Consider the following 25,606-nt stretch of genomic DNA (forward strand, 5'->3'; position numbering starts at 1 on the left):
CTTGAAAAGCTATTGACAAGGAGTAAATAGTTGTGTAAAGTAGAAAACCGATGGTAAAACGTAAACGTTACGTTTTGTTTTTGTAAATCGTAATTGATTTATCAGTGTTTTGCCGAGGAAAAGGAAATATGGAAAAATAAAAAGGAGTGTATTTTGAAAATGAAGAAGTTTTTTAAAATAACGATGTTATCAACAGTAGCCCTAGCTTTGGCGGCCTGTGGACAAGGAGGCTCTGATGCAACTGAACAATCAGGCAACGCTGCTTCTGATAATGAACAAATCCAGGTCATGGCTACGTTTTATCCGATGTATGATTTTACTCGTCAAGTTGTAGGGGATGAAGGGGAGGTTGAATTATTGATGCCCGCGGGCACTGATTCCCACGATTATGAACCTTCTGCAAAAGATATGGCAAAGATCCAAGATGCGGATGTTTTCGTCTACAACAATGAGAACATGGAAATGTGGGTTCCTTCGATTGAAGCCACGTTAAATGACGGGGATGTGACAGTGGTTAAAGCCACAGAAGGAATGGTCCTGTTACCCGGTGACGATGACCACGACCACGATCACGATCATGACCACGGCGATGATGGTCATTCTCATGAATTAGATCCCCATGTCTGGTTAGCCCCAAGCTTAGCCATGAAACAAGTAGAGGCTATCCGTGACCAGCTGAGTGAGGCTTATCCAGCGAAAGCGACAGCCTTTGCTGAAAATGCTGCAAATTATTTAGCACAGTTACAAGATCTTCATGAATCGTATGAAGAAGCATTTAGCAATCCGGCGCAAAATCATTTTGTAACGCAGCACGCCGCTTTTGGTTATTTAGCTTTAGAATACGGATTGACCCAAGTTCCGATCTCCGGTCTTTCACCAAGTGAAGAGCCTTCCGCTTCACGGATCGCAGAACTAAAAGAGTTCGTTCAAGAAACAGGCATTCAGACGATCTATTTTGAAGAAAATGCCAAAGACAGCATTGCCCGGACGTTAGCGTCAGAAGCAGGAGTCGAACTGGCTGTTTTGAATCCATTAGAAGGCTTGACCCAAGAGCAGATGGATAACGGGGAAGACTACATTTCAATTATGGAGCAAAACCGCGATGCCTTGAGAAAAACCACCGATGTAGCAAATGACAAAGAAATGGCTGAAGCCGAAAAAGAAAAAACAGTTTATAACGGCTACTTTGAGGATGCCGATGTACAAGACCGTCCTTTATCTGACTGGGCAGGAGACTGGCAATCCGTTTACCCATTTTTACAAGACGGAACATTGGATCAAGTGTTTGATTATAAAGCAAAAATGGACAAGAAAATGACAGCTGACGAATACAAAGAGTATTATACGACAGGGTATCAAACGGATGTTGCTCAGATCAAGATCACAGACAATACAATGACATTTATTTTTGATGATGGTACAGAGAAAGAAGCTAAGTATGTGTATACTGGCAAAGAGGTTTTGAACTACTCAGCTGGTAATCGTGGCGTACGCTTCTTATTTGAAAGCACCGATGAAGATGCGGCGTTCAAATATATCCAATTTAGCGACCATATGATCGCACCAGGTGCTTCACATCATTTCCATATCTACTTTGGCAACGAGAGTCATGAAGCGTTACTAGAGGAAATGGAGCATTGGCCGACCTATTACCCAACGGGGATGAGCGGATTAGAAATTGCACAGGAAATGCTCTCCCATTAAAAAAAAGATTGACAATCTTCGCTCTTTTCGTCAAAGTAAACTTGATAGGAAGGAGCGAGATTTTTTTGGAAAAAACATTGAAGAAATTAGCGAAAGTGATTGACCGGATGATGGATCACGTTGATTTGTATGGCGGACCCAGTGTGGTTAGTGACGACGATCTTGAGCATTACTTAGATCCTGTTTTTTACTTGATCTTTTGCGCGGAAACAGATGGCGGCATGACCAAACTAAAAGACAAAGTCTTTGTTGAATGGGTATATACTGAAATGCTGCCTCAAGAAGTACCGTACAGTCTAAATTTTCTTCCGTTTGCCAAAACAGCCATTGAAGACTTTTATTACTGCATGTATAAAGAAAAGCATATTACCAAATCGCAATACCTAGAAATTGCCTTTGTATTGGCTGAAAAACAACCTATCTTTTTCGCTCGGATGTCCAAACCACAGTTTTGGTCAGCTGAAAAGAAAGAAGCGATGTTAGCAATGATTAAAGACACCGATCCCGAAGAACATGATCTATTGCCCGTTGATGACCCACGGATTGCTGCAATCTCGCCAAAAATCGTCCCATTTCCAACAAAACATACGGCCTTTGATGACGCAGCAGATACGCCGGTCGCCTATCAGGTCCGTATTGATTTAGAAGGATACCGTCCGCCAATTTGGCGTCGTTTGATTATTCCTGCAGGGCTGACCTATGAACAGCTACATATTTTGATCCAGATTGCCTTTGAGTGGATGAATCAACATTTGTATTTGTTTATTGCCGGCTCGAAATCGATCGGCTTAGGCAATTCCGTTCCAACGGATGCGTCCGCTATTGACCAAGATTTTCAGTATTGTAAGTCCATGACCTATATTTATGATATGGGGGCAGATTGGACACATAAGATCAAGATTGAAAAAGTGTTGACAGCAGAGGATCATCCGAATCCGGTCGTCCCGGTTTGTATCAAAGCTGTGGGCGATGTCCCGATCGAAGATGCCTTTGATGATGATATCCGTGAACCACTGGATCGTGAGATCATCAATGAAGTTTTACTCGATTATTGGGAAACAGGAGAATATGTTTAACTAGTAGTTAGGAAATTGTCCGTAATTTTACAAGAATCAAACAGCACAACCACCAGACCGTAACGGTTCTGGTGGTTTTTTAGTGGTTTCCTATCAAAGGCGCTTCTTGATATACTCTGTCATCGGTTTGGTGTAGCACGAGAAGTCTGTTGGTTGCGCATGTACCTCATTGATCCGATTTGCTAGAAGATAACCGATGTAAGGTCCCGTCGTTAAACCGGAAGAACCTAGCCCGCTGGCGGCGAACAAATTCGTTTCATCAGGCACTTCCCCAAAGAAAGGCGCAAAATCAGAGGTGTAAGCGCGTGTGCCGACTCGCATAGTCATTGGGGCAGCAAAGAGTGCTTCGGGGTCTTCAAGAAAAGCACCGATTCCTGTCATCAATTGCTGTTGGGCTGCTTCAGTAGGTGTCAAATCCCAACCAGCATCATTTTCATGAGTAGCGCCTAATAAAATTTGACCATTAGAGAAGGGAATCAAGTCGCCTTCGCCTTCTAGCATGGCGACCGGCCAACTGTTTGTCGGCAGGTTGGTGGCAAAAGAGAGCAACTGGCCTTTTTGCGGACGGATATCAACCTGATACCCTAAAGGTGATAACAAGTCTAGTAATCCCGGTCCAGCTGTCAGGCAAAGAATCTCGGTTTCAAGAAAGTGATCCTTGGTTTTGATTTGCCAATGGTTGTCGGTTCTGACGATCTCAGCTTTTTCTTCAATAAAAGTCACTTGCTGCTGCTGAGCGTTTGCTTTTAAGTGGGCAAGATAAGCCTGACCATCTAAGCGGCCACCGCCTGTGATTCGTAAAGAGGGCATTTCTTTTAGTAATGGCAATACCTCTTTGGTTTGTGAGCCCGTCAGTAAGTCGATTTCGCCGATTCCTGGTGCCGCCTTACGTCGATTTTCAGCTAATTCTGCCAGTTCTTGAAGCGCCTTTTCTGGTCGCACTACCAAAGTGCCACATGGGGCATAGATGGATTCATCTAAAGCAAAATCCCGTACCAATTTCGGGAAGAAAGCGGCTCCGTCTTGTGCTAACTGGTACCATTTTTTATTGCGGCGTTTGGATAACCAAGGGGAAATGATGCCAGCGCTGGCAGATGTTGCTTGACCGATGAGGGAATCAATGACAGTCACGTCAAATTTGGTTTTATCAAGATAATTGGCGAGGGTCAAACCGATGATCCCACTGCCGATAATCATAACTTTTTTCATAGTAGAAGACTCCTTTGTTTGATTTCATTGAAAAGCGAATAAAAAGCGAAAGTTCTCTTAATGCCGTTTTCTTTGCGTACTTAATTGCGTATAATAAGGAAATGGAAAAGAGGGTATTATGCAAACTATTCAAACAGTCTTAAAAGAACATTTTGGCTATTCACAGTTTCGTGAAGGTCAAGAGACGATTATTCAATCTATTTTAACACAACAAAATGTTTTGGGAATCATGCCCACAGGTGGAGGGAAATCCATTTGTTATCAATTGCCAGCGCTCTTGCTGGATGGAGTGACCTTGGTCATCTCCCCTTTGATTTCATTAATGAAAGACCAAGTAGATAGCCTCGTTGATATGGGGATCCCAGCAGCGTATATCAATTCTTCCTTGACAGGAGCACAGATCAATCAACGCTTGCAAGAAGCACGCCAAGGGCGAATCAAACTGCTTTATGTTTCGCCAGAACGCTTAGACTCAGAATCTTTCCGCTACTCATTGCGGCAGATGCCGATCGCTTTATTGGCCGTTGATGAAGCCCACTGTATTTCCCAATGGGGACATGATTTTCGCCCGAGCTATCTGCGACTCGCCGAAACGATCGAAAACTGGGAGCAGAAGCCAACGATCGTTGCCCTTACCGCGACAGCTACACCCAAAGTTGCCGAAGACATCGAAAACTTACTTTCAATTCCGGCAGAAAATCAAGTCAAAACCGGGTTTGCTCGGGAAAATTTGGCTTTTCAAGTCGTCAAGGATCAAAAAGATACCTACATCACAACGTATTTGAAAATGAACCAAGGACAATCAGGTATCATTTACGCCAGTACCCGCAAGGAAGTGGAACGGATCTATCACCTGTTGAAACATGAACGCGTGTCCGTCGGGTATTACCATGGCGGACTTTCAGAAGAAGAGCGCTCATTTTTCCAAGAAGAATTTCTTTATGACCGCCTGCAAGTGATGGTAGCGACCAATGCATTCGGGATGGGAATCAACAAAAGCAATGTCCGTTTCGTGATCCATGCCCAGATACCTGGAAATTTGGAGTCTTATTATCAGGAAGCCGGGCGTGCCGGACGAGACGGCGAACCCAGTGATGCGATCTTACTTTATGCTCCACAAGACATGCAGATTCAGCAATTCTTTATCGATCAATCCGAATCAGATATTCTTTATCGCCAAAACGAATACTTGAAATTGCGGGAGATGAGCCAATACGGACATACCCAACTGTGCTTACAGCGCTATATTTTGCGTTATTTTGGAGAAGATGGTTCCGATTGCGGTCGTTGCAGCAATTGCCTTGATGAAAGAGAACAAGTGGATATCACAGTGGATACACAAAAAGTGTTGTCATGTGTGAAACGAATGGGCGAACGCTTCGGGAAAGCCTTGGTGGGGAAAGTGCTAACGGGCTCTGGCGACCAAAAAGTCAAACAGTGGGGCTTTGAAAAGTTACCAACTTATGGATTAATGAAAGATTGGTCTCAAAAGGAAGTCAATCAGCTGATCGATTATTTAACAGCATCAGGGTATCTTTTGCCGTCAGAAGGGCAATACCCTTTGTTAAGTGTGACCAATGCGGGGATTGATGTGTTGCTTGGAAAAGCAAAAGTTTATAGAAAACAAACCAAAGTCAAACAGTTAGTGGTTGATGATGAACTGTTCGATCAACTGCGCACCTTACGATTGAATCTCGCACAAGAACAAAATTTGCCGCCGTATGTCGTTTTTTCTGATAAAACACTGCGAGAATTGGCGGAAGTTCAGCCAAAAACGCCGATCGATTTTTTACAGATCAAAGGGGTTGGCCAAAACAAATTGGATAAGTATGGCGATGCCTTTTTAGCATTGCTTTCTGAATACGAAAAGACGGAAAGTGACTAAAATAGACCATTTTCTCTACGATAAGACAAAAAAACAGCAGGAAGGGACGAAAAATCAGTGATTACGATTCGACCGGCAATAGCTGCAGATCAAGCGTTTTGGTTTTCTTTGGATACTCACTTACCAAAGGAAGTCTTCGCCAAAAAGATAATGGAAAAAACTGCTTATGTGATAGTTGCAGACGAACAGCCAGTAGGGTTACTGCGCTACAATTTTTTCTGGGACACGATTCCTTTTTGTACCATGTTAGTGATCGCAGAAGCGCATCAAGGCAAGGGACTTGGGAAACGGTTGGTTACTTATTGGGAACAACAGCAAAAAGCAGCCGGCCATGCTCTTTGTTTGACTTCCACGCAAGTCGACGAGCAAGCACAGCATTTCTATCGCAACCTTGGTTACCAAGATGCCGGTGGGTTACTTTTGACAAGTCCTGGATTTGAACAGCCGATGGAATTATTTCTTATCAAACAGTTGTGATGTTTTTGCTAGCTTGTGGTACATTGATAGGAGAATGAGAAAATAGGAGCGTTTACTATGTCTTTTTTTGGAAAAATCGATTTCAATGAGTTATCAGAGACCGATCGTGCGATTTATCATTATATGTCGAGCCAAAGTGATAAGATTCCCTATATGCGGGTTCGTGAGATCGCGCTTGAATCCCACACCTCAGCTTCTTCTGTTATGCGCTTTATCCGTAAATTAGGGTATGAGAGCTTTACAGAATTTCGTACCCAGTTCAAAGCACCTGAGTTAGATGCTGTCAGTTTTTTTAGCAGTATGACCGTTTTGGATCCGGAACGCTTCCCGCGAGACATCGAAGGAAAAATCCGGCGAATCGCTGAACGAATGCTGGAATGTGAGAATATTATTTTTTATGGCATCGGTGCGTCAGGTTCAATGTGTGAATATGCTGCCCGCCGTTTTGCCACAATCGGATTTAACAGTTATGCTTTGGTGGATAATACCTATCCAATCTTTGCGAAGCTGAAACATACGTCAGACAATATGATCGTGGTCCTTTCAATCACCGGAACGACCACCGAGATCATTGAAGTGGTCAATGGCTTTCGTAATAATCCTGACTTCACCACTGTAGCAATCACCAGTGACGCCAACAGCACACTGGGGCGAATGTCCGATTATGTCTTAGACTATTCAGTTGATGTGAAACGCATCAACAAGTATGAAGATTTGACGACGCAAATTCCTTGCCTTTTCTTAGTCGAAGCGTTGTCGGAGACGGTTCGTCAGTTTTCTTTATCCGCAGGGGAATAAGCTACATTTTTCCTTTAATAAATGAAAAAAACAAACAGGTTTAATGGATCAAGAGACTTTTCTTTTGATGACTTTTGGACCTGTTTGTTTTTTTGCATTTTAGCAAGCTAATTACGGTTCAGTCTTGTTGATAGAAAATGAGAGGGACGCCTGACATGAAGCGTCGATTCAAGGTGTCGAGGATTAAAGGAATAACGTAATCTAAGATCATTGAGCTTTTTGTTGTATAAAAGGGAGATGGCAAGTTTCTAAAATAGTTGCAACAATAACATATGAATGAAACGTATGTTTTTTTTAACTTCATGCAGGATATTCATCGATCGAGGAATATCGTGAATTTTATTCTAAGTAGAACATCGATATAATTAGTATGACATGTTTGAAAACCATGGTTTTTGAGATATCAAGTACGACTACGATCAAGATAGAATGAATTCCATATAAACAGTACTATTTAGGCTTTTGTAAAGAGATTGGCTTTAATAAAATAACACGTCTCAAAAACGATCGTTTTCGAAATGAACAACTCACAAGGAGGAGGGAGAATGGATATCAACGGTGCATCTATTAGAGGAAGGGCTTTGAAAGTATGTTTGGTCTTATTGTTCGCTTTCGGGTTTACAAGAACGAGTTTTGGCGAGGAGAGACGTTCAACGGAAACGGAGGGGACAGTGGGGTTTACCGGGATTTATGAGCCTTTGGATCAACCAGAACCATCTCCACCAACCGGTCCTGTTCCGCGTCCACCGCAAGACACGGGTAAACCCGGCGGGCAGCTGCCCCAGACAAACTTCATTCAACGGTTGGATTGGGTGATTCTTGGAAGTCTCTTGCTGATCACCGCACTTAACATATACGTAGTAAAACAACTTATCAAAAAAGGGAAATCAACATTCCCTAAGTGGGGCTAGATCCCATGGGGAAAATAAGAGAAATGACATTTAGGAGTGAATGCGATGAACTCATTTTTTCGCAAAAAAAATAAGTGGTTGCTGGTTCTACTTGCCTTACTCCCACTGATTACAACATTAACAATCATGAATGCCGAGACGATTTTTTCGTGGACACCAGAGGAAGAACACGAGGAGAAGGCCGACGATGAAGTGAGTGGAGAAATCTCCTTTGCGGAGGAACTGATCCAAGGAGAGGTCGAGCACGTAATAGATTTTATTTTCTACTCAGAAGTTGCCCTCGAAACGGTGGACATCGCGTTGCCTCAGGAAATAATCATTGATCAGGAAGCTTTGAACGATGAACTAACGGTGGTAGCAACAGACCACGAAGGTGTGTGGCAGCTGAACAGCGAGACCCCACAAACGACTTTTGTCTTACCGATTCTTGTGGATACGATCGGAGAATATGAGATCATCGTTGCCGAGACTGCTACGCAGCGCCTGCTGATCTTAGATCATACGGATGCCGAAGACACTGATTCGACGGAAGAAGAGAATGACTCTGCGGAAGTAGATCAAGCAGATGAGGCTGCGGATGAAGTAGGAAGAGAGGCAGAAGTAGATGATAGAAGTGATACTACAGCTAAAATTCGAATTGAGCGAGCAGATTTCTTAGATCATTTTGATTTGCAAGGACACCCTATCGATGCTACTTATAACGAGCAAACAGGAGAAGTGCTGTTAACGCCCAATCTATCAGATCACGTTGGTAATGTTACTTTAAAAGAAAGGCTCAGTTTGGATCGTCCATTTACGCTAAAAGGCAAAGCAAATATCGGAACGAGATTAGACGGAGCCGATGGCATTGCTTTTGGCTTTCACAATTCGGCTACAGATGAAGTCGGGTATCCAGGAAATGCGTTTGGTATTGGCGGTTTGATCGATGGCTTTGGGTTTAAATTGGACAATAATTATAACACTACACCTAGTGTTTTTGAAGAATTCACGAATCGATTTGAGGTGATTAGAGATCCAATGTCTGTTGGCGGTGCGCCATTCGCTGGATTCATCTATCATACAGGTCCGCGAACGATGGCGACCTATACCGGCAATGATGCATTACCGCAAAGAGCTGGAAATCGCTTGGGACATGATTTGGATGTACTTATTCAATATCAGCCGGATGAAAATGGGAGATGGTTTCAAGTCGATTATGACAATCGGACATGGCGTAGAGATATTAGTGATTGGCAACCTGAGGATGTTTCTGCGATGGCTTTTCTTATTACTGGAAGTACAGGTGCAAGGAGTGATCGCCATACCTTTACTTTTGATTGGATGGAATATCACATTGGTACTGGAACCGTCCATGTAAACTATCTGGATCGAGAGACAGGGGAGGATATTCTACCAACTGAAACATTAGAACTACCATTACGTTTCCTTCATACCCTTGACCCCAAGAACCGAGAGAGCGATGAACCCTATCAGTTAGGGTATGACTATTACGGGGTTGAGTATGTCACAGAACACTTTGACCCAGGTACATTTGCTATTATGCCGCAGCCTTTCCATCAGAATGTTACTTTTTTATTTGATCGCGTGCCATCGAACATCAAGATCAATCACATAGATGAAGAAGGGGTAGCATTGAGGGAACCAACCTATCAAGGAGAATTCGTAAATGAATCGGTCGATATCCTTCCTGAGGAGATTCCTTATTACCAATATCTTTACGAGCGGGACGGTCAGCCGCTGGAAACAAGAGTCACCCGAGATGAACAAGAATACTGGCTGGTTTATGGTTTGGAAAGTACTCCGCAACCAGTAGACCCTCTTGATCCGGATACGCAAGTAAATCCTGAGAATCCGCCTGAGATTGATGCAGAACAAGGGTTTGTCAGCTTGGATTTTGTTTCCCAATTCCAGTTTGGGACAGTTGGCATTCGGTCAGAAACGACGACCTACGATGCCCTGCCGCAGAAACTGCTTCAGCCGGCTGATCCAAATGATAATCTACGCCCTAATTATGTGCAGGTTTCAGATCGGAGGCGGGAAAATTCCGGTTGGACCCTCCGTGCAACCTTACGAGAGCCTTTTGAAAGTGATGAAGGGCATCAACTGACTGGTGCTAGAATTTTATTAGACAATATCGATGTAGTAACGACTCGAGAAAACGTGTCTGAGCCACCTACTCACAAACAGCAAGCAGCACTGACTGTTGGAAATGCGGAGATAATCGCACAAGCAGGTGCCAACCAAGGCAGAGGCACTTGGGTCCAGCGCTTTGGCGATCGAGAAACAATGGATCAAAGTGTCAAACTTGAGGTGCCAATTAGTGCGACTCCTCAAGCCACGAGATATTCAGCAACCATTCTTTGGGAACTTTCATTTGTTCCTTAACAATAAACAAAAAGAAGCTGCAGCGATTTGCAGCTTCTTTTTGTTAGCATCGGAGAAGACACAATGTCGGATGTATCAGGGGATTTGGTGTTATCCATTATTTATGGTACACCTTGTACCATGATGAAGATTTTTCCTTTTTGCCATGAGTTGCACCAAAGTATGAAGATCGTCTTTTTTTGAAAACGTTTTTAATTATACTGAATGAAAGGAATCGGCAACATGTTGCTTCTGCTAAGAAGGAGCAAATGCCGCAAGTTCGATAAGCAAAAGAAGAGAGCCTAATGATTGGAGAGAATAATAGTGGAAACCGTAAAACTAAAAGAACTGATTGACCAAATGACTGTAGCTGAAAAAGTGGGCCAGTTGGTCCAATTGACGCCAGATTTTTTTGCGCAAGGAGGAGAAATCACCGGTCCGATGCAACAATGGCACATGAGTGAAGACCAATTATTTTCGATTGGTTCTGTGTTGGGCACTCATACTGCGGAACAAGTGTATGCCATCCAAACGTCTTATCTTGAGAAAAGTCGCTTAAAGATTCCTCTTGTTTTTATGGCAGATGTTATCCATGGGTATGAAACGATTTTCCCAATTCCACTGGCCTTAGCATCTTCCTTTGATGCGCAGTTAGTGGAAGAGGTTGCTAAAGCTTCAGCAAAAGAAGCGGCAGAAGCTGGTGTCCATGTCACGTTTTCACCGATGGCGGATCATGTTAAAGACGCGCGCTGGGGAAGGGTCTTGGAAAGTAATGGGGAAGATCCGACCTTATCTGCGGTGTTGACGGCTGCTTATGTACGAGGGTATCAAGGAACTGCTTCCCTTGCAGAAAATAAACAGCGAATTGCTGCTTGTGTCAAACACTTTATCGGCTATGGCGCTGCAGAAGGCGGCCGGGATTACCATACTGTCGATTTGTCTGATCTGGAGCTCTACCAAAATTATCTGCCCGCGTTTCAGGCGGCGATTGAAGCTGGTGCAGAATTGGTCATGACTTCTTTTAATACGATCCATGGTGTGCCGGCCACAGCCAATCAACCATTGTTGCAGGAAGTATTGCGAGAAAAGCTTGGGTTTGATGGCTTGATCATCTCAGATTGGGCAGCGGTGGCGGAATTGATGGCGCATCGTGTAGCTGCTGATCGAAAGGAAGCCGCACAGAAAGCTTTTACTGCAGGTGTCGAAATGGATATGATGAGTGATTGCTATTTGAACGCACTAGAGCAAATCATTCAGGCAGATCCTGCTATGAAAGAGCAGTTGAATAAGGCGGTTTTTCATGTGCTACATTTAAAGAACAAGCTAGGCCTTTTTGAAGACCCTTATAGAGGGTTAGCACCGGAAAACTTAACGCCTAGACTCCTAAAGGAAACCCGTCTTCTTTCACGAGAAGCAGCAAAGCAAACAACGGTTCTTCTGAAAAACCAGGCACTGTTGCCTTTGCAGAAAAAACAAAAGGTCGCGCTGATCGGTCCCAAAGCAGATTCAAAGGATCTTTTGGGGGCTTGGTCGTGGATCGGCAAACCAGAGGCTGCGGTCTCCTTAGCGGAAGGTCTTTCTCAAAAAGAAATTGACTTAACTGTCTTACCGTACCCTGATGGGGAAATGTTGACGAGCGCCTTTCTTGATGAGGCGTGTAAAGTCGCTAAAGGAGCTGAGGTCGTTTTATTGGCTCTGGGGGAAACCAGCGAGGAAGCGGGAGAAGCGGCAAGTCTGACCAAACTTTCTTTATCAAGAAAGCAAGAAACATTGATTGAAGCAGTAAGTCAGGTCAATCCTAGGATCGCAACGATTCTTTTCTGTGGCAGACCACTGGTTTTGACCGCCATCGAGCCTCTTTGTCAAGCAATCATGATTGCCTGGTTCCCTGGATCAGAAGGCGGTAATGCATTGGCAGATTTGTTGATGGGCGAATCTGAACCGCAAGGACGTTTAGCTATGAGTTTTCCAAGGGCAGAAGGACAGTTGCCGTTGACTTATGCTCAACTCTCTACAGGTCGGCCACTGACAGAAGAGAATAGTGATCAAAAATATATTTCGCGCTATATGGATGAAAAAAATGAGCCGTTGTTTTCTTTTGGCTCGGGGATAGGCTATAGTAAATGCACGATTACCCACACCCAAATCATTATTCCTCAGGAAAAGGGTGCGCCATTTGAGATCAGTTGCACACTGAAAAATGAGGGCGATGTGCCGCATACAACGACATTGCAACTCTATAGCAGAGACGATGTTACGGAAGTAGCACGACCGATGAGGGAATTGAAACAATGGCAAAAAATCCATCTTGCTGCAGCCGAAGAAAGGCAGCATTCATTCTATGTTACACCAGAGGATTTTGCTTATGTTCATTCCGATTTCTCGACAGAAAGTGATCCTGGTACGATTTCCTTATACCTTGGCTTTGCTGCTGCCTCAGCGAAGTTGATTGGTACGCTCACGATTTAAAAGCCTTTCGAGGCTTTTTTTTTCGGGTACAACTTGTACCAAAGTGGCACAGGTTTCAAGGTGCTGGTACATGCGCCAACTAGTCCTAGAACCATTGTGGGTGAAAACGTTTTTATATATAGTTGGTTTATCGGATGGCCAACCTTAGAGTGGTCGTTGATTTTTTCAGAAAAATAAAAACGTTTTTATTTTTGGGAAGAATCCTTCAGGAGGGGAGAATCATTTGACAAATCGAATCACGATTCGGGAAGTGGCAAAGGAGGCAAACGTGTCGATTGCGACCGTGTCTAAAGCATTAAACGGTGTCGATGTTGTTCGGCCCGCAACGAAAGAACGTGTGATGGCTGCCGCGCAGCGGTTGCATTATGTCCCAAATTTGATGGGCAAACAATTAAAAAACACGAAAACCAAGATGCTTGGTTTTTACACCACCAGCATTAAGGGCCCCTACTTTAGCGTACTAGTTGAAGCCATTGCCAGAGAGGCAGAAAAACATGGGTATGCAGTCAACGTGTTTTTATCTGCAGATAAGCGCGTTGTCCTCAATAGTATTTTAGGTGGTGTTGTTGATGGCATTATTGGATTTGAAGATTTTTTAACGAAGCAGGATTTGGCTGCGATGGAACGAGAACAAATCAAAGCCGTCTTTATCGATCGAAACATTCAAGAGAAGAACTTCGGCAGTGTAGTCTTTGATTCTTTCGAAAAAGGGAAAGCAGCCACCGAGTATCTTTTGTCACTTGGCCACAAAAAAATTGCCTTTATCAGTGGTATTACTGGTGTTTATGATAGTGATGAGCGTTTAAGAGGGTATTTAGAAGCATTAAACGAGGCAGGGGTTTCTAAACGGTCGGACTATCAATTGCAGGGGTTCTTTGAAGAAGAACGAACGAGAGTCCGCGTGCAACAGTTTTTGCTAGAGCAGAAAGATTTACCCACAGCGTTTCTGGCGGGAAATGATCTTAGTGCGATAGGAACGGTCAAGGCGATCCATGAGACCAAGTGGCGGGTGCCGGATGATTTCAGCGTAATTGGCTTTGATGGCATCGATCTCTTGGACTATTTCATGCCTCGGTTGACGACTGTGAAAAATCCAATCCAATTGCAAGGGGTCACGGCAGTAAACCACTTGATCGAAATGATTGAGGAAAATGCATGTGGTGTCTCCTACGTTTTACCAGGAGAATTGAGTATTAAGCAATCGACAAAACAAGTAAATGAATAATGAGGGTGAAGCAATGTTTATTGGAATTGATGTTGGAGGAACGGCTATCAAATATGGTGTGATTTTGAGAACGGGTGAAATTGTGAAGAAAGGACAGATGCCAACCATTCATGAAAAAGAAAAATTTTTGCAATCCATCACAGCATTGATCGAATCGCTGCAGCAAGATGCAGTGATCGAAGGTGTCGGTATTAGCGCACCGGGCATCATCCAAAAAGATGGCACGATGATCACGGCAGGATCAATCAAACCGCTTTATGGAATCAACCTAAAGTTGGAATTAGAGAAACGTGTCAAGCTGCCAGTCCTTGTTGAAAATGATGCCAATGCTGCAGCGATTGCTGAAAAATGGCTTGGGCATGCACAGGCTTGTGAGAACTATCTTTGTCTTGTTGTGGGAACTGGTATTGGTGGCGGGATCATCGTCAACAATCAGCTCTATCGAGGCAGTCATGGCATGGCAGGTGAATTTGGGTGGATGCTGATCGACACATTGCCTGAACAGGGAAATCTAGAGTCAGTTTCCTTGAATCAACGAGCAGCCATCGTGGGTGGTCTTTGCCATCAGTATCAACTGGCACTTCAGCAACAAGGGCGAAGTGATCTGCCTCAAGATGCAGTCGAGATCTTCCAGAGAGGAGAACAAGGAGAAGTAGTAGCGAACCAAGTGATTGCTCAATTTTTCCAAGATTTATCAGTGGGCTTACTGAATTTGATCAGTACATTTGATCCCGAGCTGATTTTGGTTGGTGGTGGGGTCAGTGAAAATGATGGTTTCATGACAAGGCTTGAAGAGACCATGAGCCAGCTAAAAGCTCGCCATGAAAGTATTGGTTATTTAGAAGGTCGCACGATTGCACCGATTCAACGAGCAAAATTAAAAAATGATGCTGGTATGATTGGTGCGGTCTATCAATTGATGAACTAATAAAGGAAAGCATGTATTTCCTTTGGGTGAAAAAGTAAGCGTTTTAGAAAGGGTGGAAAAATGGAATCAAAAGGTGTCATGCTAAAAGCAACCCCACAGAAAAGGTCATTTTTGCAAAAACTAAAAAGCCAAAGCTTTTATCAAGCGATGGTTTGGCCAGGTATTATCTTGATGATTATTTTTAATTTTATCCCATTGTATGGGATCGTTATCGCGTTTAAAGATTACTCAGTTCTTGATTCGATCGCAAATGCGGAGTGGGTCGGTACTCAATATTTTCAAGAATTTTTTAGTGATTCAATGTTTTGGACGGTGATGAGTAATACATTGGGCATCAGCTTTTTTAAACTACTGATTGGCTTTCCAGCGGCGATTGGTTTAGCGGTATTGATCAATGAAATCGTTCATGTGCGCTTGAAGAAGGTCGTTCAAACGGTGTCTTATTTGCCGCACTTTCTTTCTTGGGTCATCTTAGGTGGCATGTTTATTACGTGGTTGTCTGATACCGGTCTGGTCAATAATTTACTGTTAGGTTTTGGGTTGATCGATGAACCGATCCGCTTCTTGACCGATCCCGAAAAATATTGGGCGATTGCAGTCATTTCCGATATTTGGAAAGAAGTTGGCTGGAATACGATTTTATACATCGCTGCTATGACGGGGATCAATCCAGCTCTTTATGAAGCAGCTAGAATGGATGGCGCCACGAAGTTCCAGCAGATCACGCGGATCACGATTCCTTCGATCCGTCATATTATCGCCTTGACATTTGTTTTGTCAGTGGGTGGGTTATTGGGTTCAAACCTCGATCAGACACTCGTCTTACAAAACCCTGTCAATTATCAGTCCAGTGAAGTCATTAATTCATTTGTCTATAAAATGGGGATCCAACAAGGAGACTTCTCCTATGCGACCGCCGTTGGCCTGTTTGTGTCGGTTGTTTCTTTGATCCTCGTAGTAGGAAGTCATCTTTTGACCAAAAAAATCAGTGATGAATCAGTCTTTTAGAGGAGGAAAAGTATGAAACAAACATTTTCAAAAGATGAGAAGATCTTCAATACCGCCAATGTGATTTTCATGGTATTCTTTTTAGCCATCATTGCGTTGCCATTATGGAATATCGTCGCTTTGTCGTTCAATGATGCAACCGATGCCGCAAGAGGGGGGATCTATTTCTGGCCACGGGAATTTTCACTAGAAAGTTACTACACCGTTTTTGAAGATTCTGCGATCTATAAAGCTTTTGTTATCTCAGTTGCAAAAACAGTGATTGGCGTTGTTTTGCATACGGCATTAACGGCGATGGTCGCCTATGGGATGAGTCGCAGAAACTTAATGGGACGGAAAATCTACATGAACATGGGGATTTTAACGATGTTCGTTTCCGGAGGAATGATCCCAACCTTTCTCTTATTCAAAGAATTAGGATTGTTAAATAATTTTTGGGTTTACATCATTCCTGTCTTATTTTCTTTTTACGATATGGTGATTTTGATGAATTTTTTCCGGAGCATTCCATTTTCGCTGGAAGAATCTGCCATGATGGATGGCGCCAATCCTTTTATTATTTTCGTGAAAATCATTTTGCCATTGTCCCTTCCAGTTTTGGCAACCATTGCATTATTCCACGGCGTCTTTCAGTGGAACGACTACATGACCGCCAATATCTATGTGGATGATCGTAGTTTATATCCTTTACAAATGCTACTATTTCGGATCGTTTCGGAAAATCTATCGCCCGCAGTGGCGACCGGAACCAATGTTGTCAGAAATACAACTTCACAGTCATTGCAATTAGCAACCATGGTGGTAACGACGGTTCCTGTCGTCGTGATCTACCCATTTTTACAAAAGTACTTTATTCAAGGGATGACTCTTGGATCAGTAAAAGAATAGACAAAAGGAGAGAAAAAAATGAAAGCAAGCAAATTATTTTTAGGGATCGGTCTCGTATGTACATCAGTCATGGTATTAGGTGCCTGTGGTAATTCCAGCAGCGAGTCAAAAGGAGCTGCTGAGGTAGAAGATCTGCCAGAAGCTCGCTTTGAAGCAGACAAAGATATACCAAGCTGGCAAAAAGACACCGACCATGAAGCTACCTTAAAATGGTATGTCAATTTTGATTGGTATGCTCAGCCGGGGTGGGGCAAAGACACTGTGACGCGAAAAATCAAAGAAGACATGAATATCAATGTCGAATTTATTTCAGGAAATGACGAGAACCTTAATACGATGCTAGCTGGTGGCGATCTTCCAGATATCATGACCTTCGATAAAAACCTGTTTGCTGCAAATGAAGCGACAAAATTTGCCTTGCCATTGAATCTTTTGGCAGAAAAATATGACCCTTACTTCTTAGAACATGCAGCGAAACCGGAATCTGTTCAATGGTTTACTTTAGAAGATGGCAACATTTATGGATACCCGAGCTTTTCCACGACTGCACAAGATTATGAGGACGGCAATGTAGTGGGAGACCAAGTTTTCATTGTCCGCAAAGATATTTACGAAGCGTTAGGTGAACCCGATATGTCGACGCCAGAAGGATTTTTAGATGCGTTAAAACGGGCAAAAGAAGCATTTCCGACAGCAGATGATGGTGCAGCTCTAGTCCCATTTGCTTCGACTGCACTAGATATTTCCAATGGTGGGGATGGCGCCTATGGTGGTACTTTGCAAGACTTTCTCAGTATCGCACCAAGTGTAGACGGTCAATTCAATGATCGTGACGCTGATGAGGAATACATCACTTGGATCGAGACATTTAGAAAAGCGTACAATGAGGGATACATCAACAATGACCAGTTTTCAGACAATGACAACACGATGAAGGAAAAACTAGGACAAGGGCGTTATTTTGCTTACCTGCATACGAATACGAAGGGACTCAATGAGTTTATGTCCGATAATAATGCCCGTAATCCTGAGCAAACCTATATTGCCGTCGATGGTCCGAAAAATTCGAATGGCGATGATTCCACTTTTACTGGCGGAAATATTGGTGGATGGACACAAACCTTCATCACGACGTCGACAAAAGAACCCCAAAAAGCCATGGAACTTTTGACCTATTTAGCAAGTGAGTATGGCACGATGGTCACTACCTTTGGTATCGAAGGGGAAACATACAATCTTGTGGATGGCGTGGTTGAGTACTCAGAAGAAACAGAAGCGTTACGAAATTCTGATATTGCTCGCTTTGATAAGGAAATTGGTTTAGGTTCTTATTGGTTTGTTGGCAATGACAATTACGCCATTCAAATGGGACAAAAACCAGCAACATCGATTCGGCAGATGGTGGAATGGTCGCAAGACAAATTGGCGCCGCGTTTTGAGATCGAAGACATTGATCCTCGCACCGGTTCTGAAGCAAGAAACCTCACTTCCATCAACACAGCAAGAGTGCAAGCGTTGGTCAACTTTATTCAGGCAGACTCGGAAGAAACGGGACGTCAGATTTGGGAAGATTACTTACAAGAACGAGAAAATAATGGTTGGTCAGCAATCGTTGATTATCGAAATGAGAAAATCGCTGAAAATATTGAAAAATTAAACTAAAGGTGTGTGAGTGTGATGTTTGCTTTAGAGAGTCGTTTTTATCGTCTTTGCGAAATCGTTTTTCGTATGCTGGTATTGAATCTCTTGTTTTTAGTGGTATCGTTTCCGATCATCACGTTTCCAGCCGCTTTGCGAGCAGTGGTCGATGCTTACGAACATCCTGAAGCAAAACTGCTAAAACCCTTTTTGAAAAATAGCAAAAGCGCGTTATTGAAGACTCTGCCACTAGGGGTCTTCAATCTCTTCTCATTTTTATGCGGACTCAGCTTGTGGCGTTCTGCTACTTTGACGAATTCATTGTTTTTCTCTTTTTTGACCATCATTTTTCTTACTTTTTTGTTGTCCTACAACATTAACCTGTATGTGATGCAATCAAAAATGCAAGATCGGCAAAACCTGTTTGACCTTTTTCGTAGTAGTTTTTTCTTTACGATGATGCACTACCATAAAGGGATCGGAATCTTAGTCCTAGCAGCGATCGGCTATTTCTTCACATGGCAATCAGCACCAGGTATCTTCTATCTGTTTTGTCTGTCTGGGCCCTTGTATTTCTATCAAAAAGTGTTGCATCTAAACAGAGTGGATCAATCTTGATTCACTCTTTTTTTGTTGCTTGTAATCGCCACTAGCAAGGAAGTAAACAGGATGAAACACATTCCAATCTTTGAAACGCATTGAATTGAAAACGTTTGCTATTCTATTAGTAACAAATGTTTCCTATAATGAACCTACAAATCAATTACAAAGGAGTTTCCTCAATGAAAGAAAAAGTGATGGATGCGATGCAGAAATTCTCCAAGGCAATGTTTGTGCCCGTCTTGATTTTGCCGATCGCAGGGATATTGATTGCCGTTGGGAATGTGTTTACAAATGTCCGCTTGCTTGAGCAGTTTCCCTTTTTGGATAATCCGATAACCACCGGTTTTGGTAGTATCTTGTCCGCTTCCTTATTACCGATTTTAACCAATTTGGGCATTATTTTTTGTGTCGGGATTGCTCTAGGGTTAGCTAATAAGAAAAAAGCTGAAGCGGGATTTACCGCGTTGTTAGGTTATTTCGTCTTCTTGAATGCCATGAATAAATTCATGGAACTTCGGGGGATGTTGGTTCCAGCCGATGCCCTTCAAGGTTCAGGACAAGCGATCGTTTTAGGAATCCAAGTGTTGGATATGGGGATCTTTCTGGGTATCATTTTAGGGATCGTCGTAGCATTGATCCATAATCGTTTTATCGATACGACCTTTAACAACGCCTTTCAAGTTTATGGCGGCGCGCGCTTCGTCTTTATTGTCTTGATTCCGGTCGTCGTGTTATTAGCCATCGTTTTCACGTTTATATGGCCAGTAATACAAACTGGCATCGACGGTTTAGGCGGCATCATTCAACAAACGGGCAACTTTGGCATCTTCTTGTACGGTATGTTGGAACGCTTATTGATTCCAACTGGCTTGCATCACTTGATCTACACGCCGTTTTTGTATACCTCATTAGGCGGTGTCGCAGAAGTTGGCGGTCAAGTCTTTGAAGGGGCACGAAACATTTATTTTGCGGAAATTGCTGACCCAGCAGTCCGCGTATTATCGCAAAGTGTCATTTGGGACGCTCGTGGGATCTCAAAAATGTTTGGACTGATCGGTGCCTGTTTGGCGATGTATCAAACGGCAAAACCAGAAAATAAAGTCAAAGTCAAAGCCATTTTGATTCCAGCTGTCGTCACTTCCTTTATTGCAGGTGTGACTGAACCAATCGAATTTTCTTTTATGTTCGTGGCACCTGTTTTGTTCGTCATTCATTCTGCACTTAGCGGCTTGAGCATGGTGGCGTTAAATCTCTTTGGTTCTCGCGCCATCGGACCGAATGGCTTCATCGACTTTCTTTTGTACAACTTGCCCTTAGGGATCGAGAAAACTCGCTGGCCAGTGTACTTGATCGTCGGAGTCGTCTTCTTCTTTCTTTATTACTTCTTGTTCCGCTTTTTGATCACGAAACTGAATTTGAAAACGGTCGGGCGTGAAGAAGATGGGACAGAGACCAAACTGTATTCGAAGAAAGAGTACAAAGAAAAACAACTTGCTGGAGCAGGTGTCGGGGTCATGGCGAGTGACCAAGCCGCCACTAGTCCGACTGGTGAAACAAGTATCTCAGCAATCATCACTAAAGCGCTAGGTGGCGATGACAATATCAAAACCATCGACAACTGCTATACCCGCTTACGTTTAAAACTAAAGGATCCTGAACTCGTGGATGAAGCGCTACTAAAAGACGAAACACAAGCCAAAGGCGTGATCAAAAATGGTGAAAATGTCCATGTCGTTTACGGGTTGACTGTGCCGAAAGTGCGGGAAGAATTAGAAAATTATCTTGGAAGAGAAGGAGAGATTGAATGATGAAAAATTTTTCAGTAGTGATCGCAGGGGGCGGCAGTACCTTTACCCCGGGAATCGTTATGATGCTGCTTGATAATCAAGAACGCTTTCCTTTAAGAAAGCTGAAACTATACGACAATGATGAAGCACGCCAAGCGATCCTCGGTGAAGCCCTAGCGATCTTATTAAAAGAACAAGCACCGCAAATCGAATTTTCATTTACGACGGATCCTGAGGAAGCCTTCAGCGATGTCGATTTCTGTATGGCGCATATCCGAGTAGGAAAGTATGATATGCGGGAAAAAGATGAAAAAGTTCCCTTGCGTCATGGCGTCTTTGGTCAAGAAACCTGTGGTCCAGGAGGGATCGCTTATGGGATGCGCAGCATCACTGGTATGCTGGAGATCATTGATTACATGGAAAAGTATTCCCCCGATTGTTGGATGCTGAATTATTCCAATCCGGCTGCAATCGTAGCTGAAGCATGTCGAGTCTTGCGTCCTAAATCAAAAGTTCTGAATATCTGTGACATGCCCGTGGGCACGTTGCGTCGCATGTCGCAAATCATTGGCAAACAGCCAGAGGAGTTAGAAGTTCGCTACTTTGGCTTGAATCATTTTGGCTGGTGGACTAGTGTCAAAGACAAAGAAGGCACGGAGTACATTCAAACCATACGTGACTATGTTGCAGAACATGGCTATTTGACGCAGATCGAAGTGGATACCCAACATACAGACCCAAGTTGGCAAGACACCCACAAAAAAGCCAAAGACCTCTTGGCTCTCACACCAGAATATCTGCCAAATACGTACTTGAAGTATTATTTATACCCAGATTACGTCTACGAACACATGAAAGAACACCCAGAGTATACGCGTTCCAATGAAGTGATGGAAGGACGGGAAAGACGAGTGTTCGATCATGCCAAAAAGATCACTGCACAAGGATCTGCTGAAGGGATCGCTTTTGAGATTGATGCCCATGCAACCTTTATCGTTGATTTGGCACGCGCCATCGCTTTTAATACTCATGAGCGAATGGTCATGATTGTGGAAAACAACGGCGCGATTGCGAACTTCCCGGATGATGCCATGGTGGAAGTGCCATGTATCGTCGGTTCTGATGGACCAGAAGCCCTCGCTCAAGGAAAAATTCCTGCCTTCCAACAAGCGCTCATGTTCCAACAGGTGACTGTGGAAAAATTAGTGGTCGAAGCATATGTGGAAAAGAGCTATCAAAAAATGTGGCAAGCGTTAAGCCTTTCCAAAACGATTCCTAGCGCAAAAGTAGCCAAAGAGTTACTCGATGATTTGGTCTCGGAAAATGGTGATTACTGGCCAGGATTGTCTTGATTTGTTTCACATTTGCGAAACATTCGCTAGTTGGATAACGAAAGAGGAAGATTCTCCAAGAATCTTTCTTTTTTTTGATTTTTGCTGTGGAAGAATACTTCTCTGAAGAAAATCATCACTAAACGTCTTCTCAACAAAACGATCAGACAGGTATGCTAGAATATGCCACTAACTATGGTAGAATAAAGCTAATTGAATCAGATGAGAGGGAGCAATGCGATGTTTTTAGGGATTGATATCGGCACAACAGCCATAAAATTTGGGGTCATTGAAGATCGGAAAATCATTTACTCACAGTCATTACCAATCAAAACCCATAGCCACGGGTTAAAACAGACCCAATCAGCGACCCAGATCAGTAGCCAATTAATCAGTGGTGTCACAACGATTCCCGCTCAATTAAAAGCGGCAATCACAGTGATCGGGTTCAGTACCGCCATGCACAGTTTGATGCCAGTGGCTGGTGAGACAGCAGAAGAGATTTACATTTGGTCAGACAATCAAGCGAATCAAACGATGACGGCCTTTCGTCAAACGGATCTGGCAGCAACGTTTTATGAAGAGACAGGGACACCGATCCATGCGATGTCTCCCTTTGCGAAACTGGCTTATTTTCAAACAAGTGGTTCATATTCCAAAGAGACGAAATGGTTAGGCTTAAAAGAACTAGCAATGGCGTTGTTTACTGGACAAGCACGGATCGATTATAGTACCGCATCAGCGACCGGTCTTTTTTCTTTGAAAGAAAAGCAATGGAGTCAAAAGATTCTCAACTATTTATCCCTTTCAAAAGCCCAATTAGCGCCTTTATGTGCACCGACTGATCGTTTTTTGATTACCAAGGAGATGGCGCAGCGGTGTGGCTTGAAGCCTGAGGTAGAAGTGATGTGTGGGGCTAGCGATGGGTGTTTGGCAGCATATGCTGGCTATATTTCTACAGGGATCCGCAACAGCTTGACGATCGGAACCAGTGCGGCGGTTCGTAAAGTAAGTGAGACCACGGTCTTTGATCGCCAAAAACAAAATTTTTGCTACTATCTGCAAGAAGACCTCTATGTCGTAGGGGCACCTTCGAATAATGGCGGTTGTGTGCTTGCTTGGGCAAAAGAGACCTTATCAGAAGATCCTGATGGGTTTTATCATTATCTGCCGCAAGTCATGGAGGAATCACCGATCGGCAGCAACGGTTTACGTTTTTTCCCCTATTTAAATGGCGAGCGGGCACCCTTTTGGACGAATGAAATCACAGGTGGCTTTTCTGGCTTGACCCTGAAACACAATCGCTCAGATATGTTACGGGCAGTCCTCGAAGGCATGCTGATGAACATCGATTTATTAAAGCAAATGGCGCAGTTGGAAGGGGCAGTCACTGTAAGTGGTGGTTTCTTTCAAACAAAACTATTAGGTCAAATGACCGCGGATGTGTTGGGGCTAACCTGTTATCTTTCCGATGAAAATGAACCGATATTCGGCTTGTATGATTTGTACAAAAGCTCTGTTGTGCGGCAAGATCAGCCAGATGAAAAATTTGTTCCTGATCTGCAGAACCACGCGCTTTATCAAGAACTGGCAAAAACGTATTTTCATGCATAAGCAAAAACCAGCAATCCACTAGGGTTGCTGGTTTTCTTTTTCAACACACGTGAAAGCGTCAACGATATATTCCATCAATAAGAGCAGTTTGCCAAAGAAACTGGTGTACTGGATGTTTTGGGTGTCGTAGGGACGTTCATCTGTCACTTCAAAGGAAAAGGTCGCTAGTTGATTGGCGCGATGCTCACCGTTACCACAAAACAAAACAGTTGGTATGTGATGTTCATTGGCTAATGCCATCTTTTCCAGCACTTTTTGTGTTTCGCCAGATTTAGAAATGGTGATCAACATACTGATGTTCTCAATGTTGTTACTAATGATCCCACCTGAGTCAGAAGCACTGACTAATAAGGTTTTGATGCCGTTGACAAGCATTTTTTTGTGGAGGTATTCTGCCACGATCCCCGAAAAACCTGTGGCATAAATCGTAATAAACTTGTTCTTGTTTTGTCCATAGATTTCTTTGATCGCTTCGATCGTATCTGCAATACTGGCAGCGTCAATTTGGTAATCGATGGCGGCTTCAGTGATCGTCTGATTTTTCAAGCGATTCTTTAAGAAGTAAAGCAGCTCTAGATAGCCAGAAAAACCTAGTTTTTGCGCAAGCCGCACGATGGTTGCTGGGGAAGTGTAGATCGTTTTAGCGATTTCTCTTAAGGGCAGTCCATCGATCGCAGCGGTATTTGCAAGCAAATAATCAAGAATTTGCAGCTCATTGTCAGTCAATTTTTTTCCTTTGATCAATACATTTAAGTCCATTGTTCGGCACTCCTTTGTCTTGCCTTCATCATACAATGAATAACGACAGAAAGTAAAATAGGAATCGCGTCATGCTTTTATAGAGGAAAAAGATTGTGCATTTCCTAAAAAGATATTATAATTTCTTATATAGAAAATAAAGGTGGAGAAATGATGACACAAAAACCATATGGAACCGTACTACTAAAAGCAGCAACCATTTTAGATTACCTCGCAGAAGCGCCAAGTAAACCATTGCAAGAAATTTCAGAAGCAACGAAACTGACCCCATCCACAGCTTTGAAAATATTGGAAACGCTACAAATGATCGGCTATGTCAAACGCGACAAAGAGAAGAATTATCGCTTAGGGTCTAAGCTGATCAAGTATGCGAATCAAAACATTCAAGAGCTTGATTTAGTGGAAATCAGCTTGCCATACTTGGAAGCATTGCAGAAAACGGCGGATGAAACGATCCACTTAGGGGTCTTGACCGCCAATGAGATTCTTTATGTCAATAAATTGGAGCCTCAGAATCAAACGATCCGCATGTCTTCAAAAGTAGGAATCACAAGACCGTTGTATAGCTCTGCCATGGGGAAAGCCGTTTTAGCGGAGTTTGATGCCCCTCAAGTAGAGGAGTACTTGGCAGCAACGCCTTTAACCGCTTATACCGAAAATACCATTACAAATCAGTTGAAGTTGAAGAAAGAATTGGAACAGGCAAAAGCGAACCAAGTAGCCTTTGATGATGAAGAAATGGAACAAGAAATCTATTGCATCGGCGCCTCACTGACAAAAGATCAGGAGATCGTTGGGGCGTTTTCTATCAGCCTACCGAAATACCGCTTGACCCCAAAATACAAAACGACATTGATCGATGCGATTATTGCGACAAAACAACAAATTGAGCAAGCGTTGTAAACTTTTTAATGGAAAGCCCTTGCAAATAA

20 protein-coding genes are annotated in these 25,606 nt (G+C 43.2%); 18 read left to right on the top strand and 2 right to left on the bottom strand.

Going from position 1 to position 25,606, the window contains the following annotated elements; translation table 11 throughout:
- Positions 1–159: 159 nt before the first annotated feature.
- Together CXM95_RS06935 and CXM95_RS06940 are read left to right on the top strand one after the other, a co-directional pair.
- Positions 160–1,704: a zinc ABC transporter substrate-binding protein AdcA gene (locus tag CXM95_RS06935; RefSeq protein WP_101698929.1), complete on the top strand. Its 1,545-nt coding sequence runs from the start codon at positions 160–162 to the stop codon at positions 1,702–1,704.
- 65 nt (positions 1,705–1,769) lie between these two features.
- Positions 1,770–2,780 carry a plasmid pRiA4b ORF-3 family protein gene (locus CXM95_RS06940; RefSeq protein ID WP_008381564.1) on the top strand — a complete coding sequence of 337 codons (1,011 nt, stop codon included), beginning with the start codon at positions 1,770–1,772 and terminating at the stop codon, positions 2,778–2,780.
- A 93-nt stretch (positions 2,781–2,873) separates the two neighbouring features.
- Here the strand turns inward: CXM95_RS06940 and CXM95_RS06945 are convergent, their stop codons facing one another.
- Complete coding sequence (locus CXM95_RS06945) at positions 2,874–3,989, bottom strand: NAD(P)/FAD-dependent oxidoreductase (RefSeq protein ID WP_061053984.1); 1,116 nt, start codon at positions 3,987–3,989, stop codon at positions 2,874–2,876.
- Between the two features lie 118 nt (positions 3,990–4,107).
- On the opposite strand from CXM95_RS06945, the gene recQ reads away from it, so the two are divergent.
- The 15 genes from recQ to CXM95_RS07025 all read left to right on the top strand — a co-directional run bounded on the left by recQ (position 4,108) and on the right by CXM95_RS07025 (position 23,915).
- Complete coding sequence (recQ, locus tag CXM95_RS06950) at positions 4,108–5,874, top strand: DNA helicase RecQ (RefSeq protein WP_061053985.1); 1,767 nt, start codon at positions 4,108–4,110, stop codon at positions 5,872–5,874.
- A gap of 57 nt (positions 5,875–5,931) precedes the next feature.
- A complete protein-coding gene (locus CXM95_RS06955; RefSeq protein WP_005236549.1) occupies positions 5,932–6,351 on the top strand; it encodes a GNAT family N-acetyltransferase in 420 nt (139 codons plus the stop codon).
- Between the two features lie 57 nt (positions 6,352–6,408).
- Positions 6,409–7,149 (top strand): MurR/RpiR family transcriptional regulator, encoded by a 741-nt coding sequence (locus CXM95_RS06960; protein ID WP_005236546.1) that lies wholly within the window; start codon positions 6,409–6,411, stop codon positions 7,147–7,149.
- Positions 7,150–7,694: 545 nt separating this feature from the next.
- Positions 7,695–8,060, top strand: a complete 366-nt coding sequence (locus CXM95_RS06965) for a hypothetical protein (RefSeq protein ID WP_008381556.1) — start codon at positions 7,695–7,697, stop codon at positions 8,058–8,060.
- Between the two features lie 45 nt (positions 8,061–8,105).
- Entirely contained in the window at positions 8,106–10,445 is a 2,340-nt protein-coding gene (locus CXM95_RS06970) for a lectin-like domain-containing protein (protein WP_086338111.1), read from the top strand.
- A gap of 303 nt (positions 10,446–10,748) precedes the next feature.
- Positions 10,749–12,893 carry a glycoside hydrolase family 3 N-terminal domain-containing protein gene (locus tag CXM95_RS06975; RefSeq protein ID WP_086372806.1) on the top strand — a complete coding sequence of 715 codons (2,145 nt, stop codon included), beginning with the start codon at positions 10,749–10,751 and terminating at the stop codon, positions 12,891–12,893.
- 223 nt (positions 12,894–13,116) lie between these two features.
- Positions 13,117–14,118 (top strand): LacI family DNA-binding transcriptional regulator, encoded by a 1,002-nt coding sequence (locus CXM95_RS06980; protein WP_042890402.1) that lies wholly within the window; start codon positions 13,117–13,119, stop codon positions 14,116–14,118.
- 13 nt (positions 14,119–14,131) lie between these two features.
- Positions 14,132–15,046, top strand: coding sequence for an ROK family protein (locus tag CXM95_RS06985; RefSeq protein WP_176462023.1), 915 nt, complete (start codon positions 14,132–14,134; stop codon positions 15,044–15,046).
- A gap of 60 nt (positions 15,047–15,106) precedes the next feature.
- Positions 15,107–16,054, top strand: a complete 948-nt coding sequence (locus CXM95_RS06990) for an ABC transporter permease (protein ID WP_005236531.1) — start codon at positions 15,107–15,109, stop codon at positions 16,052–16,054.
- 12 nt (positions 16,055–16,066) lie between these two features.
- Positions 16,067–16,942: a carbohydrate ABC transporter permease gene (locus CXM95_RS06995; protein ID WP_005236529.1), complete on the top strand. Its 876-nt coding sequence runs from the start codon at positions 16,067–16,069 to the stop codon at positions 16,940–16,942.
- 18 nt (positions 16,943–16,960) lie between these two features.
- The gene (locus CXM95_RS07000; RefSeq protein WP_101698930.1) at positions 16,961–18,604 is read left to right on the top strand and encodes an ABC transporter; all 1,644 of its coding nucleotides are present in this window, start codon (positions 16,961–16,963) and stop codon (positions 18,602–18,604) included.
- Between the two features lie 15 nt (positions 18,605–18,619).
- Positions 18,620–19,198 (top strand): hypothetical protein, encoded by a 579-nt coding sequence (locus CXM95_RS07005; protein WP_005236526.1) that lies wholly within the window; start codon positions 18,620–18,622, stop codon positions 19,196–19,198.
- A 164-nt stretch (positions 19,199–19,362) separates the two neighbouring features.
- Complete coding sequence (locus tag CXM95_RS07010) at positions 19,363–20,991, top strand: PTS transporter subunit EIIC (RefSeq protein WP_101698931.1); 1,629 nt, start codon at positions 19,363–19,365, stop codon at positions 20,989–20,991.
- The gene (locus tag CXM95_RS07015) at positions 20,991–22,322 is read left to right on the top strand and encodes a 6-phospho-alpha-glucosidase (protein ID WP_086338716.1); all 1,332 of its coding nucleotides are present in this window, start codon (positions 20,991–20,993) and stop codon (positions 22,320–22,322) included. The genes CXM95_RS07010 and CXM95_RS07015 overlap by 1 nt, the downstream gene beginning before the upstream one ends.
- Before the next feature lie 219 nt (positions 22,323–22,541).
- Complete coding sequence (locus CXM95_RS07025) at positions 22,542–23,915, top strand: gluconokinase (protein WP_008381546.1); 1,374 nt, start codon at positions 22,542–22,544, stop codon at positions 23,913–23,915.
- A gap of 18 nt (positions 23,916–23,933) precedes the next feature.
- Here the strand turns inward: CXM95_RS07025 and CXM95_RS07030 are convergent, their stop codons facing one another.
- Positions 23,934–24,674 carry a MurR/RpiR family transcriptional regulator gene (locus CXM95_RS07030; protein ID WP_008381545.1) on the bottom strand — a complete coding sequence of 247 codons (741 nt, stop codon included), beginning with the start codon at positions 24,672–24,674 and terminating at the stop codon, positions 23,934–23,936.
- Between the two features lie 150 nt (positions 24,675–24,824).
- On the opposite strand from CXM95_RS07030, the gene CXM95_RS07035 reads away from it, so the two are divergent.
- Complete coding sequence (locus CXM95_RS07035; protein WP_016613298.1) at positions 24,825–25,577, top strand: IclR family transcriptional regulator; 753 nt, start codon at positions 24,825–24,827, stop codon at positions 25,575–25,577.
- The last annotated feature ends 29 nt before the right edge of the window (positions 25,578–25,606 follow it).

The sequence above is a fragment of the Enterococcus sp. CR-Ec1 genome (assembly GCF_002850555.1).
In the GTDB taxonomy this organism is placed as follows: domain Bacteria; phylum Bacillota; class Bacilli; order Lactobacillales; family Enterococcaceae; genus Enterococcus_D; species Enterococcus_D entomosocium.

What these genes read in the sequence shown, in the direction of transcription:
- CXM95_RS06935 (WP_101698929.1), top strand. Translation starts at nt 160, where the DNA reads ATGAAGAAGTTTTTTAAAATAACGATGTTATCAACAGTAGCCCTAGCT.
- CXM95_RS06945 (WP_061053984.1), bottom strand. Translation starts at nt 3,989, where the DNA reads ATGAAAAAAGTTATGATTATCGGCAGTGGGATCATCGGTTTGACCCTC.
- recQ (WP_061053985.1), top strand. Translation starts at nt 4,108, where the DNA reads ATGCAAACTATTCAAACAGTCTTAAAAGAACATTTTGGCTATTCACAG.
- CXM95_RS06960 (WP_005236546.1), top strand. Translation starts at nt 6,409, where the DNA reads ATGTCTTTTTTTGGAAAAATCGATTTCAATGAGTTATCAGAGACCGAT.
- CXM95_RS06965 (WP_008381556.1), top strand. Translation starts at nt 7,695, where the DNA reads ATGGATATCAACGGTGCATCTATTAGAGGAAGGGCTTTGAAAGTATGT.
- CXM95_RS06970 (WP_086338111.1), top strand. Translation starts at nt 8,106, where the DNA reads ATGAACTCATTTTTTCGCAAAAAAAATAAGTGGTTGCTGGTTCTACTT.
- CXM95_RS06985 (WP_176462023.1), top strand. Translation starts at nt 14,132, where the DNA reads ATGTTTATTGGAATTGATGTTGGAGGAACGGCTATCAAATATGGTGTG.
- CXM95_RS06990 (WP_005236531.1), top strand. Translation starts at nt 15,107, where the DNA reads ATGGAATCAAAAGGTGTCATGCTAAAAGCAACCCCACAGAAAAGGTCA.
- CXM95_RS06995 (WP_005236529.1), top strand. Translation starts at nt 16,067, where the DNA reads ATGAAACAAACATTTTCAAAAGATGAGAAGATCTTCAATACCGCCAAT.
- CXM95_RS07000 (WP_101698930.1), top strand. Translation starts at nt 16,961, where the DNA reads ATGAAAGCAAGCAAATTATTTTTAGGGATCGGTCTCGTATGTACATCA.
- CXM95_RS07005 (WP_005236526.1), top strand. Translation starts at nt 18,620, where the DNA reads ATGTTTGCTTTAGAGAGTCGTTTTTATCGTCTTTGCGAAATCGTTTTT.
- CXM95_RS07010 (WP_101698931.1), top strand. Translation starts at nt 19,363, where the DNA reads ATGAAAGAAAAAGTGATGGATGCGATGCAGAAATTCTCCAAGGCAATG.
- CXM95_RS07015 (WP_086338716.1), top strand. Translation starts at nt 20,991, where the DNA reads ATGAAAAATTTTTCAGTAGTGATCGCAGGGGGCGGCAGTACCTTTACC.
- CXM95_RS07025 (WP_008381546.1), top strand. Translation starts at nt 22,542, where the DNA reads ATGTTTTTAGGGATTGATATCGGCACAACAGCCATAAAATTTGGGGTC.
- CXM95_RS07030 (WP_008381545.1), bottom strand. Translation starts at nt 24,674, where the DNA reads ATGGACTTAAATGTATTGATCAAAGGAAAAAAATTGACTGACAATGAG.
- CXM95_RS07035 (WP_016613298.1), top strand. Translation starts at nt 24,825, where the DNA reads ATGATGACACAAAAACCATATGGAACCGTACTACTAAAAGCAGCAACC.